This window comes from Bradyrhizobium sp. CB3481, from assembly GCF_029714305.1.
Taxonomy (GTDB): Bacteria; Pseudomonadota; Alphaproteobacteria; order Rhizobiales; family Xanthobacteraceae; genus Bradyrhizobium.
In genome coordinates, this window is record NZ_CP121647.1 from 1,254,095 (window position 1) to 1,267,998 (window position 13,904).

The window sequence follows — 13,904 nt, forward strand, 5'->3', positions numbered from 1 at the left end:
GATGAGCGACGTGACCGCCCGCGTTGCCGATGCGACCGGCAACTGGGTCGACACGCACGCGCCGGCCTGGTCGCGGCCTTACCTGCGGCTTTCCCGTTTCGATCGCCCGATCGGATCGTGGCTGCTGTTGATGCCGTGCTGGTGGTCGGCGGCGCTGGCCGCCGGTATCGCGCGCGACGTCTCGTCATTGCCGCTCGTCGTCGCGCTGTTCTTCATCGGCGCCTTCGTCATGCGCGGCGCCGGCTGCACCTGGAACGACATCACCGACCGCGATCTCGACGCCAAGGTCGAGCGCACGCGCTCGCGGCCGCTGCCGGCCGGGCAGGTGACCGTAACGCAGGCCTTCGTCTTCCTGGTGCTGCAGGCGCTGATCGGCCTTGCCGTACTCCTGCAGTTCAACCGCTTCGCCATCCTGACCGGCATCGCCTCGCTCGTCATCGTCGCGATCTATCCCTTCATGAAGCGCATCACCTGGTGGCCGCAGGTCGTGCTGGGCCTTGCCTTCTCGTGGGGCGCGCTGATGGGATTTGCCGTCACGCTCGGGCGCATCGACCTGACCGCGCTCGTGCTCTATGCCGGCTCGATCGCCTGGGTCATCGGGTATGATACGATCTACGCGCATCAGGACGCCGAGGACGACGCGCTGATCGGCGTCAAGTCGACCGCGCGCCTGTTCGGCGAGCGTACGCATCTCGCGCTTTCGGTGTTTTATCCGCTCGCGGTGGCGCTGATCGGCGCAGCATTCGTGCTCGGCGGCGTGCGCTGGCCGGCCTGGATCGGGCTGGTGGCGTTCGCCGCGCATCTCGTCTGGCAGATCAAGCGATTGGATATCAGCAATCCCGCGCTGTGCCTGCGCCTGTTCAGGTCCAACCGCGATGCCGGGCTGCTGCTGTTTGCAGGGCTATTGGTTGATGCGGTGATGCGCGCGTAGCTCGCAGGTCTGGTAGGGTGGGCAAAGGAGCGCAAGCGACGTGCCCACCATCGCTCAACGAGCACGAGCCTTGATGGTGGGCACGCTTGCGCTTTGCCCACCCTACAACACCGTCAATGTGACTGCCCGACGGGCAAATCACTTCCGATCTTCGGAAATGCCGTCAAAGCCAATAATTGCTGAAAATCAGAAATATTCCGCTTCCATTCTGAAGAGGGCGGGAAAGTTTCAGCGAGCCTCGGGCAATCCATGTCGCGAGATTGCCGCCTCATACCCAGTTGTCGTCACCCGCGCAGGCGGGTGACCAGTATTCCAGAGACGGCAGTGGTTCAACCGAGAAGCCGCGGCGTACTGGATCCCCTGGGTTCACAGAACAAGTGCAACACCTGCTATGGTGTTGCTGCGATGGGACAATGTTACGGCCAGCTCAGCCTTGAAGAGCGGATCGAGATTTATCGGCTATGTGCAGCCGGAGAATCGATGCAAATGATAGCCCGCACCCTGGGACGGGCCGTGTCGACAATCAGCCGGGAGATCGGGCGTAACAGCTTGGCCACCAAAGCGTGGTCGGGCGGATATGACCCTGTGAGGGCCCAGAAACTGGCCGAACGCCGAAGGCGCTGGGATGGCCGCTTCAAGCTGGCGCGCCAGCCGGCCCTGCAAGATCTGGTGAAAGACCGCCTTGCGATGGGACACTCTCCCGAACAGATCGCTGGCCGGCTGACGCGCCAACACGGTCACACCGTCGTCAGCCACGAGTCAATCTACCGCTTCGTCTATCATCGCTCGGCACAAAAGGATTACTGGCATCGCTTGCTGCCTCAACGCAAATCCCGGCGCGGACGCCTCGGCAAACGCGGCGGCAGCGCCGCCAGTGCCATCAAGTTCCGCCGCTCCATCAGTGAGCGAGCCTGCGATGCCGCCGATCGCGCCACGCCGGGCCATTGGGAAGCCGACTTCATGCTGTTCGCCAAATACGGTCAGGGCCTGCTTGTCACCCACGAGCGTCAGTCACGCTACACCATCCTCGATCACCCACCCGACCGCAAAGCCGAACGGACATCCAAGCGTCTTGCCAAGCTGCTTGAGCCAATCCCCTCGGCGCTGCGCAAAACCCTCACCATCGACAATGGAACGGAGTTTGCGCTCCATTATCGGCTGACCGAGCACCTCGACTTGCAGACCTACTTCTGCGACCCCCACTCACCCTGGCAGAAGGGCGGCGTCGAAAACGCCATCGGCAGACTCAGACGACGATTGCCTCGAAAGACCAACCTTGCCGATCTCTCAAGGCGCCAGATCGCTAGATCGTCCAGGCTTACAATGAAACTCCGCGAAAATGCCTCGACTTCAGAACGCCAGCCGAGGCATTCTCGCTCCTCAAATCAACCGTTGCACTTCAAACGTGAATCCATCTCCCCGCTTTCGCGGGGATGACAATAGAGTGTGCGGCGCTCTCCACGTCATTGCGAGCGCCGCGAAGCAATCCATTCATCCCCGAGCCGAGACGTGGATTTGCTTCGCTGCGCTCGCAATGACGAGGCAAACCTAATCTCGCGCGATGATCTCGCGTTCGTCGCGGTGAACGGTCTCGGTATTGTCGAAATTGCCGAGCCGGCGGCGCATCAGGAATTTCGAGCGGCGGGCGCGGATCGCGTTGTGGCGGCGGCGGCGGGCGGCCGGTTCGTGGTCGTCGCTTTCGGTCAGCAGCGGCAGCGCGAGGATGTCGCTCCACATCTGCCAGGCGGTGGCGATCTCCTCGTGATCGGAGCTCACGCACAGGGGAATGTTCAGCGAGGGGTCGCGATGCGCCAGCACCAGCATCTGCGCCTCGTCGAGACCGCGGAGGGCGACGCCGAGAAAGTCGCTGACGCGGACGTTGATCGCCATCCGCATGCCGAGCACGGCACGGTGCAGCACCACGCGTTCGCGATGAAGCTCGATCTTCCGCACGCCACCGTCTGCGCGGGTGTCGTGCGCATGGAAGCTGAGCGGCAGAGAAAGAGGGTCGAGCCGCAGTGCGCGGCTCGACCCGGCGGGATTGATCCCGCTTGTTGCTGTTTGACGCCTCACGGCTCTCATCTCCCCGCCGGGATTATGTTCCCGGTCGATACGCGAGACCTTAGCGGAAGCGTTTCCGTTCCGCCTTAAAAAGCCTGGTTAAGGAGACGTCACCCGCCCTCCATCTGCCCGCATGATTGACAAGACCTTGGCGCGCATGATTGACGAGACCTTGCGCAAATGCCGAAATTGTTTGGCATTTGGCGGCGCAAAATGCTTGAACTCCCTGTGAATCAGGCACATCTGATGGCCTTGTCGATTTGCGTTCCCGCTCCCCTCAATGTCAGGGACTTTGTTTGTGAACTCTTCACCATCCACGACGTCATCGCCTTCAAAGGCACCTGACACCTCCGCCCTGTTCGATCAATCGGCGCTGTCGACGTTGGCGCAGCGCCTGGTCGAGGCTGCCCGGCGCGCCGGCGCGGATGCCGCCGATGCGGTTGCGGTGCGCGGCGTCTCGCAAGGGGTCGAGGTGCGGGACGGCCGGGTCGAGGAATCCGAGCGATCGGAGGGCGACGATGTCGGCCTGCGGGTGCTGGTCGGCCAGCGCCAGGCGGTGGTCTCGACCAATGACATTTCCGGTGATGGCATCGCCAAGCTCGCCGAGCGGGCAGTCGCGATGGCCCGCGTCGCGCCTGACGACAAATATGTCGGCCTCGCCGATCCATCGCTGCTGGCGCGTGAGTTCGCCGATCTCGACCTGCTCGACCGTACTGTTCCTGATACGGCCGAACTGGAGCGCCGCGCCTGCGAGGCGGAGGCCGCGGGCCTGGCGGTCAAGGGTGTGACCAAGTCGGGCGGCGCGTCCGCATCGAGCGGTATCGGCGGCATGGTGCTGGTGACCTCGACCGGCTTCCATGGTTCCTATCTGCGCTCCAGCCACGGCATCTCGATGACCGCGATATCAGGCGAAGGCACCGGCATGGAGCGCGATTACGATTTCACTTCCGCGCCGCACGCCTCCGACCTCGATTCGCCCGAAAGCGTCGGCCGCCGGGCAGGGGAGCGCACCGTGGCACGCGCCAATCCGCGCAAGGTAGAAACCTGCAAGGTGCCTGTCGTATACGACCCCCGCGTCGCGGGGTCGATCGTCGGCCATCTCGTCGGCGCCATCAACGGCGCCTCGATCGCGCGCAAGACGAGCTTTCTGAAGGACCGGATGGGCGAGCAGCTATTCGCCAAGGACATCCGCATTATCGACGATCCGCTTCGCGTGCGCGGCCTGCGCTCGCAGACCTTCGATGCCGAGGGCGTCAAGGTGAAGAAGCACGCACTGATCGACGAAGGCGTGCTGACCACGTGGCTGCTCGATTGCGCCACCGCGCGCGAGCTCGGGCTGGTCACGACCGGCCACGCCCATCGCGGCGTCTCGTCTTCGCCCTCGCCGGGGTCGTATAATCTGCATCTCGAACCCGGTGCGATGACGCCGAAGGAACTGATCTCCGACATCAAGCAGGGCTTTTACGTCACCGACCTGATCGGTTCCGGTGTTAACGGCGTCACCGGCGACTACAGCCGCGGCGCCTCCGGCTTCTGGATCGAGAATGGCGAGATCACCTATCCCGTCAGCGAGGTGACCATCGCTGGACATTTGCTGGCGATGTTCAAATCGCTGGTTCCTGCCAACGACCTGGAGTTCCGCTACGGCGTCAATGCGCCGACGCTGCGTATCGAGGGCCTAACGCTTGGCGGACGTTAATACTGCCGAAAAGCTCTGGCTGCGCGACGCGGCACTGCTGCGCGATACCGTGCGCGAGGCCGGCGCGCTGGCGCTGTCGCTGTTTCGCACTGACCTAAAGAACTGGACCAAAGGCGCTTCATCGCCGGTCTCCGAGGCCGACATCGCCGTCAACAATCTCGTGGAACGGCGGCTGCGCGCGGCGACGCCGGATTATGGCTGGTTGTCGGAGGAGAGCGTCGACGACGATTCCCGCCTCGGCAAGAAGCTATGCTGGATCGTCGATCCGATCGACGGCACCCGGGCCTATCTCGCCCATCGCGAGGACTGGTGCGTGAGCGTGGCGCTGGTTGCGGGGTCGACGCCGGTGCTCGCGGCCGTGTTCGCCCCGGTCAGCGACGAATTCTTCTTCGCGGTGCGCGGGCAGGGCACCACGCATAACGAAAAGCCGGTGCGTGCCACCGCGGGAACGGAGCTCGATTTTTCCCGCATGGCCGGGCCGAAGCCGCTGGTGCAGCGGCTGAGCACCTCGCCGGGCGACATCACGCTGCATCCGCGAATCGGATCGCTGGCGCTTAGGCTGTGCCGGGTCGCGGATGGCAGCCTCGATGCTGCTTTTGCGGGCGGCCAGAGCCGCGATTGGGATCTTGCCGCGGCGAATTTGATCGTGCAGGAAGCGAATGGTAGAATGACCGCGCTCTCGGGGGATACGATTGAGTACAATCGCCGGGAGGTGATGCACGGGGTACTGGTGGCGGCGGGGCACGATCGGCATGCACGTATTGTCGAGCATTTCCGGGATCATCGGTTGCCCTGATTAGGTCGAAATCCGTGCCACAAATCCATCCCGTTCATACCGCGATTCATCGTATCGCTCCTGCTTGCCGGGCATTTCGTTAGGAAAGACCACCATGCCAGATAATGCCCCGCAGCAATTGCTGCATCTCGTCATCGGCGGCGAGCTGACCGATCTCGAACACGTCACGTTCAAGGACCTCGACCAGGTCGACATCGTCGGCGTCTATCCCAATTACGCATCCGCCCTCGCGGCCTGGAAGGCGAAGGCGCAGCAGACCGTGGACAACGCCCACATGCGCTATTTCGTGGTCCACCTCCACCGGCTGCTCGATCCAGGTCAAGACGCGAAGTAATCCAGTTGAAACGTCTCCTTCGCGATTTGCTGCGCAGCACGTTCGTTCAGCGCGCGCTGGGTGTGCTTGCGGCCGAGTATCTGCGGCTGGTCTGGCTGACCAGTCGCTTCAGCTATGAGCCGGCCGACATCTATGAGCAGGTCGAGCCGGAAATGCCGGCGATCTTCGCGTTCTGGCACGGCCAGCACTTCATGACGCCGTTCATCAAGACCAAGGACAGCTACCGCGCCAAGGTCCTGATATCGCGGCACCGCGACGGCGAATTCAATGCGATTGCCGCCGAGCGGCTTGGCATTGGAACCATCCGAGGCTCCGGCGATCATGGCGGCGCGTTTCACCGCAAGGGCGGCGTCGGCGCCTTCCGCGAGATGGTGCAGGCGCTGGAGGACGGCTGGAACGTCGCGACCACGGCCGACGTGCCGAAGCGCGCGCGGGTGGTGGGGCTCGGCGTCATCATGCTGGCGCGCGAATCAGGCCGGCCGATCATGCCTTTTGCGATGGTCACAAGCCGGTTCATCCGGTTGAAGAACTGGGACTCTACCACCATCAATTTGCCATTTGGGCGCGGTGCGCTGGTTGGCATTGAGCATATATTTGTACCGCCCGACGCCGACGCCGAAACTATGGAAAAGCTGCGGCTTAAGGTAGAAGCTTTACTGAACGAAGCGACTCGCCGCGCCTATGCGGCGGTCGGTCGTCCGGAGGCCGCTCTTGGCTAACACGCTGCCGATGACGCTGCGCGTCTACCGGAAACTGTCGTCCGCGATGGTGCCGTTGTCGCCTGCGGTGATCAGTCGGCGGCTGAAACTCGGCAAGGAAGATCCCGCAAGGATCGGCGAACGCCGCGGCCTGAGCACCGATGCGCGCCCCGCGGGGCCCCTGGTGTGGATCCACGGCGCCAGTGTCGGCGAGGTGCTGGCGGCGGCGGCGCTGATCGAGCGGCTGCGCGCGCTCAATCTGCGCATCCTGTTGACCTCGGGTACGGTGACGTCGGCGGCGATCGTCGCCAAGCGCTTTCCACCTGATGTCATCCATCAATACGTGCCCTACGACTCGCCGCGTTACGTCGCGCGCTTCCTCGATCACTGGCGGCCTTCGCTCGCATTGTTCATCGAATCCGACCTGTGGCCGAACCTGATCCTGTCGAGCGCGGCGCGGCGGCTGCCGATGGTGCTGATCAACGGGCGGATGTCGCAGCGCTCGTTTCCGCGTTGGCAGCGGGTGCAGGGCACCATCTCGGCGCTGCTCGACAAGTTCGACGTTTGCCTGGCGCAGTCGCAGACCGATGCGGACCGCTTCAGGACGCTCGGCTGTGCCAACGTAGTTGTCACGGGAAACCTCAAGCTCGATGTTCCCGCCCCGCCGGCCGACGGCAACAAGCTCGATATGCTGATGTCGATGACGCGCGGCCGTCCGGTCGTGGTCGCGGCCTCGACGCATCCCGGCGAGGAAGAGATCCTGACCGAGACCCACCGGACGCTCTCCGGATTCTTTCCGGGGCTGCTGACCGTGATCGTGCCGCGGCATCCCGACCGCGGCGAGGCCATCGCCCGCATGATCGCCGCCTCCGGCCTTAATCCCAGCCTGCGCTCGCGCGAGGAACTGCCGACCGCCACGACCGACATCTATGTCGCCGACACCATGGGCGAACTCGGGCTGTTCTACCGGCTCGCGCCGATCGTGTTCATGGGCGGCTCGCTGGTCGAGCATGGCGGGCAGAACCCGATCGAGGCGATCAAGCTCGGCGCCTCTGTCGTGCACGGGCCGCACGTTTTCAACTTCACCGACGTCTATGACGCGCTCGACCAGGCCGGCGGCGCGCGGCGGGCCGATACGCCGGACGCGCTGGTGAAGCAGTTTGGGCAGATGCTCGCCGATCCCAGGGCGCGCGAGGCCGTACTCGCCGCCTCCGAACGCGTGGTCGGGCAGCTCGGCGGCGCGCTGGAGCGGACGCTCTCCGCGCTGGAGCCGTATCTGTTGCAATTGCGGATCGAGATGGGAGCCGCCAATGCGTGAGCCGGGCTTCTGGCACGGCCCCGCTTCGCTCAACTCGCATCTATTGAAGCCGCTCGGTGCGCTCTACGGCGTCATCGCCGCGAGACGCCTGCAGCACCGGGGATTGAACGCCGGCATTCCCGTGCTCTGCGTCGGCAATTATCATGTCGGCGGCGCCGGCAAGACCCCGACCGTGCTGGCGCTGGCAAAACTGCTGCGCGAGCTCGGCGAGACGCCGGTCGTGCTGAGCCGTGGCTATGGCGGCGAATTGCGCGGGCCGGTCAGGGTCGATCCGGGCAGGCATAGGGCTTCCGATGTCGGCGATGAACCCTTGATGCTGGCGGTCCATTTGCCGGTGGTCGTCTCGCGCAAGCGCGCGGACGGCGTGCCGCTGGCGCGGTCGCGAGGCGCGACGGTGATCCTGATGGACGATGGCTTCCAGAACCCGTCGATTGTCAAGGACGCCTCCCTGATCGTGATCGACAGCGAGCGCGGCATTGGCAATGGGCAAATATTCCCGGCAGGCCCGCTGCGCGCGCCGCTGCGGCCGCAACTCGCGCGTACCGATGCACTGATCATCGTCGGCGATGGCACCGCCGCCGCCGCGGTGGCGGCCGAGATTGCAGCTCAAGGCAAGCCGGTGCTCCGCGCGCATCTGGTGCCGGATCAGGCCGTGGTGGCGCAGCTTCGCGGCCGGCGTGTGCTCGCCTTCGCCGGCATCGGCGATCCCACACGATTCTTCAATACGCTACGCGCCAGCAAAATCGACGTCGCCAGGGAGCAGGCTTTCGCCGATCATCATCCGTATTCGCAAGTCGAAATCGAAAGCCTGATCGCCGAGGCCAAACGCGACGGACTGACGCTGGTGACGACCGAAAAGGATCTGGCGCGGCTGCGCGATGTGGCGGAGCCAATCGTGCCGTTTGCGGTGACGCTAGAGTTTGACGAGCCAGTGCAGTTACGGAAGTTCGTTGCCGACCGATTGTTCAAGGCGCGCGAGAGGAAGGAGCCCTAGCCCTTCAGCGCACCGGGAAAATGCCGCTGCAGCACCGCGCTCGGGACCGAATAGGCCTCCTGCAGGTCGACGCTCCAGTATTTCAATTCGTCGAGCGGAATCCGCACGTCGGTGATCGCGCAACGCACATAGGTTCCGGGCGAGATCACGCGAAAATCGCCATCGAGATACTGCACCTGCGCTTCGCCATGGCCCGAGGGACCGAACTTGTTGAGCACCGTCAAACTCTCCGATCGGCCGCCCCGCGCGGGTTGGCCTTAAGGTGTATTTTCAAAAATGCGATCTATCATAAATAGGTCGTGCTGTCCGCCCTGGAAACCCACCGACTTGTGATGATTTTGTGCTGGGGTGCATGATAGCCTCAAATTCACTGTGCCCGCGGTGCCACAACAATCCGGCCCAAACATGCGTTTCTCGTCGGTAGCGCTATCCCTGACGCTCCTCGCGGTGCCCTGCACGGCAGGTGCCGCGCCTTTGCCGGCGCCCCAGCAGGTCGATATTCCCGCGGTCAGCCTGACCTTGCACGCGCAGCTCTACAAACCTGACGGCCTGGGACCGTTTCCCACCGTGATCGCGCTCCACGGCTGCGGGGGTCTGGGAGCGCAGTCGGAGCCGGTGCTGCCGCGCTATCGTGACTGGGCGGAGCAGTTGCTAAAGACCGGCCATGCCGTGCTGCTGCCGGACAGCTATGGCTCGCGTGAGCTCGGCCCGCAATGCCGCGTGAACATGAAGGAGCGCCGCGTGCTGGCCCGCCGCGAGCGGGTGGCCGACGTCAATGCGTCGCGGCAATGGCTGCTGCAGCAGCCCTGGGTCGCGCGGGACCGCATCAGCCTGATCGGATGGGCCAATGGCGCCAGCGCGGTGTTGTGGGCGGTGCGCCCGCAGTCGCTGGTGCGCAGCACTGAGCCGGACTTCCGCTCGGCGATCGCATTCTATCCGGATTGCCGGATCTCATCCGGCCTAGGCTGGAGCACGCGCGTGCCGACGCTGCTGCTGATCGGCGCCAAGGACGACGTCAGTTCGCCGTCGGCCTGCCGCCAGGTGGTGGACGGAGCAAGAGGCCGCAGCGCGCTGGCGCGGATCATCGTCTATCCCGGCGCAGCCCATGATTTCGACCGTGCCAACCTTCCGCTGCGGGCGATCGCAGGCGCAGACGCCTCACTGCCCGAACGCGGTCACATCGGCACCGATGCAGAGGCGCGCAAGGACGCGCAGGAGCGCGTCACCGAGTGGCTGGCGCGCTGATCAAAAAAGGCTGCCCTGATCGACCGGCTTCGATACGCGCTTCGGCGCCGCCGGCTTGGCCTCGCGCGTCGCTGATTTGGCGGGACTTGCCGTTGCGGCCGGGCGGTCCGCATCGGCGGTAGCGCCGACATTGCCGTCGGCGAATTCGATCGACAGACGTTCGCTCGGTCCGACCGCGGCGGCGGCATGGACGGCGCGGCCGTGCTCGTCGCGGACCAGCGCAAAGCCGCGGGCTAGCACGCCGCGATAGGACAGCGCCGACAACAACTGGCCGCAATGGGTGACGCGTGCGTCGAACCGCTGCAGGGTGGTCAGAAGCGCGCGGCGGGCACGCTCAGCCAGCCGCTGGGTTCGTTCGCGCTCGCGCGCAATGGTGTTGCGCTGCGCCTGGGCGTTGGAGAGCTTCGAGGCCTTGAGCCTGACCTCGAGCCCCATGAAGCGTTCGCGCCGGTGGCGCAGCAGGGCGCGGGCGGAGAGGCGGATGCGTTCGCCAGCTACGGTGAGGCGGTGGTTGGCCTGCGCGACCTGCCCATGCAGCACCCTCAGCGTCAGCCCGGCGCTTACTTGCGAGAACCGGCGGTGATGGGCGTGGGTATTGGCCTTCAGACCGCGGGGCAGGGCGGCGCCGAGGTGGTCGAGCCGCTGCCGGGGGATCGCGAGCAGTTCGCTCAGGCTCGGCAGCGCACGGGCGGCGGCGCGCAATTCATTGCGACGGCTCTCCTGGCCGCGCTGCCAGCACAGCATCGTGCGTCGTGCGAGGCTCTCGACCTCGGCGAACAATTCGCTGCGCACCGGAACGGCCATTTCGGCGGCGGCCGTCGGCGTCGGCGCGCGCTTGTCGGCGGCGAAATCGATCAACGTGATGTCGGTCTCATGGCCGACGGCGGAGATCAGCGGGATCACGCTGTCCGCGGCAGCGCGAACCACGATTTCCTCGTTGAACGACCATAGATCTTCCAGCGAGCCGCCGCCGCGCGCGACGATCAACAGATCGGGCCGCGGGATGCGCCCGCCTTCCGGCAGCGCATTGAAGCCGCGGATGGCGGCGGCGACCTGCTCGGCCGAGCCTTCGCCCTGCACCTTCACCGGCCACACCAGCACGCGGCGGGGAAACCGGTCCCGCAGGCGGTGCAGGATGTCGCGAATCACCGCGCCGGTCGGCGAGGTAACCACGCCGATCACTTCCGGCAGCCAGGGCAGCAGCTGCTTGCGCGCCTCGTCGAACAGGCCCTCGGCAGCGAGCTTCTTCTTACGCTCCTCCATCAGCGCCATCAGCGCGCCGATGCCGGCCGGCTCGAGCTGGTCGATGACGATCTGGTATTTTGAAGAGTTCGGATAGGTCGTGAGCTTGCCGGTAGCGATGACCTCGAGCCCTTCCTGCGGCTTGAAGCGCATCCGGGCGTGGACGAATTTCCAGACCACCGCCTCGATCTTGGCGCTCTCGTCCTTGAGCGCGAAATAGCAGTGCCCCGAGGAGTGCGGACCCCGGAAGCCGGAGATCTCGCCGCGGACGCGGACATGACCAAAGCGGTCCTCCACCGTCCGCTTCAAGGCGGAGGAGAGCTCCGAGACGGTGAATTCGGGCGCGTTGGCAAGCGGTTCAGCGGGCATCACAAATCGATTCGGGTGTTTGGGCTGTGTTCGCAAATTAAGGATTTCAGCCGCCTGCGCCAGCCCGGCTTGCTTTGCCGAGAACTCTGTATTATAGAGTTCTCTGTGCCGAGGCGAAGCTGAGGGAATTGGCCATGTTGGAACGGCTGGTGCGGGGCGGCCTGAGGGCCCTGAAATGGGCGCTGTGCCTGATCGGCGGGCTGGCGCTGGTCGTGCTCGCGATGCTGGCCTGGCCGCTCCAGCGACCGCCGGAACTGCAGTCAATCTCGCAGACCGTGCGCGCCGTCGACCGCAGCACTATGCCGGCCCTGCAACGCTTCTCCGCCCGCGATGGTACCGAACTCGCCTATCGCCACTATCCGGCGCGCGGGCCGGCCAGCGGGCGTATCGCCATCCTCGTGCACGGCTCGTCCGGGTCGAGCGTCGCGGTCCACGCGCTGGCGGATGCGCTCGCCGCGCGCGGCGTTGCGACCTGGGCACCTGACATTCGCGGCCATGGCGGCTCCGGCACGCGCGGCGATATCGGCTATTTCGGTCAGCTCGACGACGATCTCGCTGACCTTGTGGCGCACGTCCGCAAGACCGCGCCATCAGAGCCGCTGACGCTGCTCGGCCATTCCTCCGGCGGCGCCTTCGCGCTGCGCGCGGCGGGTTCGCCGATGCAGAGTCTGTTCGCGCGCACCGTGCTGATCGCGCCCTATCTCGGCTATGACGCGCCGGTCAATCGTCCGAATGCCGGCGGCTGGGTCAATGTCGACATTCCGCGTCTTATCGCGCTCGCGGCGCTGCGGCGGCTTGGGGTTGATTGCTGCGAGGCCCTGCCGGTACTGGCCTTCGCCGTGCCGCCGAATTCCGAGCGATTCGTGGCGACGACCTATTCGTTCCGCCTGATGCGCAATTTCACGACGCGCGGCTACCGCACCGATCTCGCGACTGCGACGCGGCCGGTCACCATCTTCGCTGGCGCGGACGACGAATTGATGCTCGCGGGCAAATATGCCGAAGCCGTCCACGCGGTGGCGCCCTCGGTCGACGTCAAGTTGATCGACGGCATCAACCACATGGCCATCGTCTCGGCGCCGAAGGCAATCGCAGCGATTGCCGATGATGTCGCCACGCGCGGCGCAGCGGGGAGCTGATCATGATCGGGCATTTGACGCTTCCAGGCGCAATCCACGCCGCACTGGCGCTGCTGTGCATTGCGGCGGGGTTGGTCCAGTTCCTGCGTCCCAAGCGCGGCGCGGGCCACCGGGCGCGCGGCTACTTCTATGTCTACGCCATGCTGGTCGCCGACGGCGCGGCGATGCTGGTCTACCGGTTCAGCGGCCACTTCAGCCCGTTCCACGTCGCCGCGATCGTGAACTTCGTCTTGATCGTGCTGGCGATCGTTCCGCTGTTGCGCACACCGCGCCCGGCGAATTGGCGGATGACCCATTATAATTTCATCGCATGGTCCTATGTTTCGCCGATATCTGCACTGGCGATCAACATCGCGGTGCGGGTGCTGCCGGCGACCACGCGGGAGCAGATCGGATTGACAGCGCTGATCTTGTCGGTTGTGACGATGACGATCGCGTACATTCTGATCGGGAAGTATCGCCCGCTGCCGGAAGCGCCACCGCTTTCCGCTGAACTGGCCGGGCAGAGCGGGGCGCCATCATCATGATCGACAGTAAGCAGGCAAGCGCCGCACTGGACGATATCAACGACGTGGTTCAGCGAGTCCGCCAGTCGCGGATCTATCAGATCGCAAGCCTCATCATTGTCACCTGGGGCGTGGTGCTGTTTGCGGCGTACATCGCCGTCTACACCTGGCCGCGTCAGGGCTACGCGATCTGGACGGTCTTCAATCTCCTGGGTGTCGTGATCACCACCGTCATGGGCATCTTCATCAATCGGCGTTCCGGCACGCCTCGTTTTCCGATCCGTTCATTGGCCACCTTCCTGCTGATCGTCGCATTTGGCGTCTTCTGCTCGATGGTGCTCGGTCATTTCGGCTCGCGCCAAATGACCGTGTTCTGGGCGCTTTATGGGATGCTGTTTTATGCAATCGCTGGCCTATGGTTCGGTTACGCCTTCATCGTGATTGCGATCTGCACGAGCGCGTTGGCATTGCTCGGCTACTACTATGCCGGCGCCGCGTACCTGTTGTGGATGGCAGTAGTGCATGGCGGCGGGTTGATCGCGGGCGGCCTCTGGATGCGTCGGATCTGAAGC

Annotated in this window: 15 protein-coding genes; 12 read left to right on the forward strand and 3 right to left on the reverse strand. The window is 64.8% G+C overall.

The features are described from left to right. Position 1: 1 nt before the first annotated feature. On the forward strand, positions 2-931 hold the full coding sequence (ubiA, locus tag QA643_RS05980; RefSeq protein ID WP_283032275.1) for a 4-hydroxybenzoate octaprenyltransferase: 930 nt from the start codon (positions 2-4) through the stop codon (positions 929-931). Positions 932-1,255: 324 nt separating this feature from the next. Next, positions 1,256-2,368 carry an IS30 family transposase gene (locus QA643_RS05985; protein WP_283032276.1) on the forward strand — a complete coding sequence of 371 codons (1,113 nt, stop codon included), beginning with the start codon at positions 1,256-1,258 and terminating at the stop codon, positions 2,366-2,368. Between the two features lie 111 nt (positions 2,369-2,479). On the opposite strand, the gene QA643_RS05990 is transcribed toward QA643_RS05985, so the two are convergent. Further along, entirely contained in the window at positions 2,480-3,004 is a 525-nt protein-coding gene (locus QA643_RS05990) for a DUF6101 family protein (RefSeq protein WP_283032277.1), read from the reverse strand. 286 nt (positions 3,005-3,290) lie between these two features. Between QA643_RS05990 and QA643_RS05995 the strand changes: the two genes are divergently transcribed. From QA643_RS05995 to lpxK, 6 genes are all read left to right on the forward strand, one after another. Then, the gene (locus QA643_RS05995) at positions 3,291-4,691 is read left to right on the forward strand and encodes a TldD/PmbA family protein (RefSeq protein WP_283032278.1); all 1,401 of its coding nucleotides are present in this window, start codon (positions 3,291-3,293) and stop codon (positions 4,689-4,691) included. Then, complete coding sequence (locus QA643_RS06000) at positions 4,678-5,487, forward strand: 3'(2'),5'-bisphosphate nucleotidase CysQ (RefSeq protein ID WP_283032279.1); 810 nt, start codon at positions 4,678-4,680, stop codon at positions 5,485-5,487. Before QA643_RS05995 ends, QA643_RS06000 begins: the two co-directional genes overlap by 14 nt. Before the next feature lie 94 nt (positions 5,488-5,581). Continuing rightward, positions 5,582-5,821, forward strand: coding sequence for a DUF4170 domain-containing protein (locus QA643_RS06005; protein WP_283032280.1), 240 nt, complete (start codon positions 5,582-5,584; stop codon positions 5,819-5,821). 5 nt (positions 5,822-5,826) lie between these two features. Continuing rightward, positions 5,827-6,540 carry a lysophospholipid acyltransferase family protein gene (locus tag QA643_RS06010; RefSeq protein ID WP_283032281.1) on the forward strand — a complete coding sequence of 238 codons (714 nt, stop codon included), beginning with the start codon at positions 5,827-5,829 and terminating at the stop codon, positions 6,538-6,540. Next, the gene (locus QA643_RS06015) at positions 6,503-7,837 is read left to right on the forward strand and encodes a 3-deoxy-D-manno-octulosonic acid transferase (RefSeq protein WP_283032282.1); all 1,335 of its coding nucleotides are present in this window, start codon (positions 6,503-6,505) and stop codon (positions 7,835-7,837) included. Before QA643_RS06010 ends, QA643_RS06015 begins: the two co-directional genes overlap by 38 nt. Next, on the forward strand, positions 7,830-8,831 hold the full coding sequence (gene lpxK / locus QA643_RS06020) for a tetraacyldisaccharide 4'-kinase (RefSeq protein WP_283032283.1): 1,002 nt from the start codon (positions 7,830-7,832) through the stop codon (positions 8,829-8,831). Before QA643_RS06015 ends, lpxK begins: the two co-directional genes overlap by 8 nt. On the opposite strand, the gene QA643_RS06025 is transcribed toward lpxK, so the two are convergent. Then, positions 8,828-9,049, reverse strand: coding sequence for a DUF2093 domain-containing protein (locus tag QA643_RS06025; protein WP_283032284.1), 222 nt, complete (start codon positions 9,047-9,049; stop codon positions 8,828-8,830). The two genes, lpxK and QA643_RS06025, sit on opposite strands and share 4 nt — an antisense overlap. 187 nt (positions 9,050-9,236) lie before the next feature. Between QA643_RS06025 and QA643_RS06030 the strand changes: the two genes are divergently transcribed. Continuing rightward, positions 9,237-10,076, forward strand: a complete 840-nt coding sequence (locus QA643_RS06030; RefSeq protein WP_283032285.1) for a dienelactone hydrolase family protein — start codon at positions 9,237-9,239, stop codon at positions 10,074-10,076. Here the strand turns inward: QA643_RS06030 and xseA are convergent, their stop codons facing one another. After that, positions 10,077-11,687: an exodeoxyribonuclease VII large subunit gene (gene xseA, locus QA643_RS06035; protein WP_283032286.1), complete on the reverse strand. Its 1,611-nt coding sequence runs from the start codon at positions 11,685-11,687 to the stop codon at positions 10,077-10,079. It abuts the gene before it with no gap. A gap of 134 nt (positions 11,688-11,821) precedes the next feature. On the opposite strand from xseA, the gene QA643_RS06040 reads away from it, so the two are divergent. Genes QA643_RS06040 through QA643_RS06050 form a run of 3 tightly spaced genes read left to right on the forward strand, consistent with a single transcriptional unit; the run spans position 11,822 to position 13,901 of the window. Next, positions 11,822-12,826 (forward strand): alpha/beta hydrolase, encoded by a 1,005-nt coding sequence (locus QA643_RS06040; RefSeq protein WP_283032287.1) that lies wholly within the window; start codon positions 11,822-11,824, stop codon positions 12,824-12,826. A 2-nt stretch (positions 12,827-12,828) separates the two neighbouring features. Next, positions 12,829-13,353 (forward strand): DUF2306 domain-containing protein, encoded by a 525-nt coding sequence (locus QA643_RS06045; RefSeq protein WP_283032288.1) that lies wholly within the window; start codon positions 12,829-12,831, stop codon positions 13,351-13,353. Then, entirely contained in the window at positions 13,350-13,901 is a 552-nt protein-coding gene (locus QA643_RS06050; protein ID WP_283032289.1) for a hypothetical protein, read from the forward strand. Before QA643_RS06045 ends, QA643_RS06050 begins: the two co-directional genes overlap by 4 nt. Positions 13,902-13,904: the final 3 nt, after the last annotated feature.

Excerpts from the sequence above, each read along its gene's own strand:
- QA643_RS06040 (WP_283032287.1), top strand. The coding sequence starts at position 11,822 with ATGTTGGAACGGCTGGTGCGGGGCGGCCTGAGGGCCCTGAAATGGGCG.
- xseA (WP_283032286.1), bottom strand. The coding sequence starts at position 11,687 with ATGCCCGCTGAACCGCTTGCCAACGCGCCCGAATTCACCGTCTCGGAG.
- ubiA (WP_283032275.1), top strand. The coding sequence starts at position 2 with ATGAGCGACGTGACCGCCCGCGTTGCCGATGCGACCGGCAACTGGGTC.
- QA643_RS06030 (WP_283032285.1), top strand. The coding sequence starts at position 9,237 with ATGCGTTTCTCGTCGGTAGCGCTATCCCTGACGCTCCTCGCGGTGCCC.
- QA643_RS06015 (WP_283032282.1), top strand. The coding sequence starts at position 6,503 with ATGCGGCGGTCGGTCGTCCGGAGGCCGCTCTTGGCTAACACGCTGCCG.
- lpxK (WP_283032283.1), top strand. The coding sequence starts at position 7,830 with ATGCGTGAGCCGGGCTTCTGGCACGGCCCCGCTTCGCTCAACTCGCAT.
- QA643_RS06045 (WP_283032288.1), top strand. The coding sequence starts at position 12,829 with ATGATCGGGCATTTGACGCTTCCAGGCGCAATCCACGCCGCACTGGCG.
- QA643_RS06050 (WP_283032289.1), top strand. The coding sequence starts at position 13,350 with ATGATCGACAGTAAGCAGGCAAGCGCCGCACTGGACGATATCAACGAC.
- QA643_RS06005 (WP_283032280.1), top strand. The coding sequence starts at position 5,582 with ATGCCAGATAATGCCCCGCAGCAATTGCTGCATCTCGTCATCGGCGGC.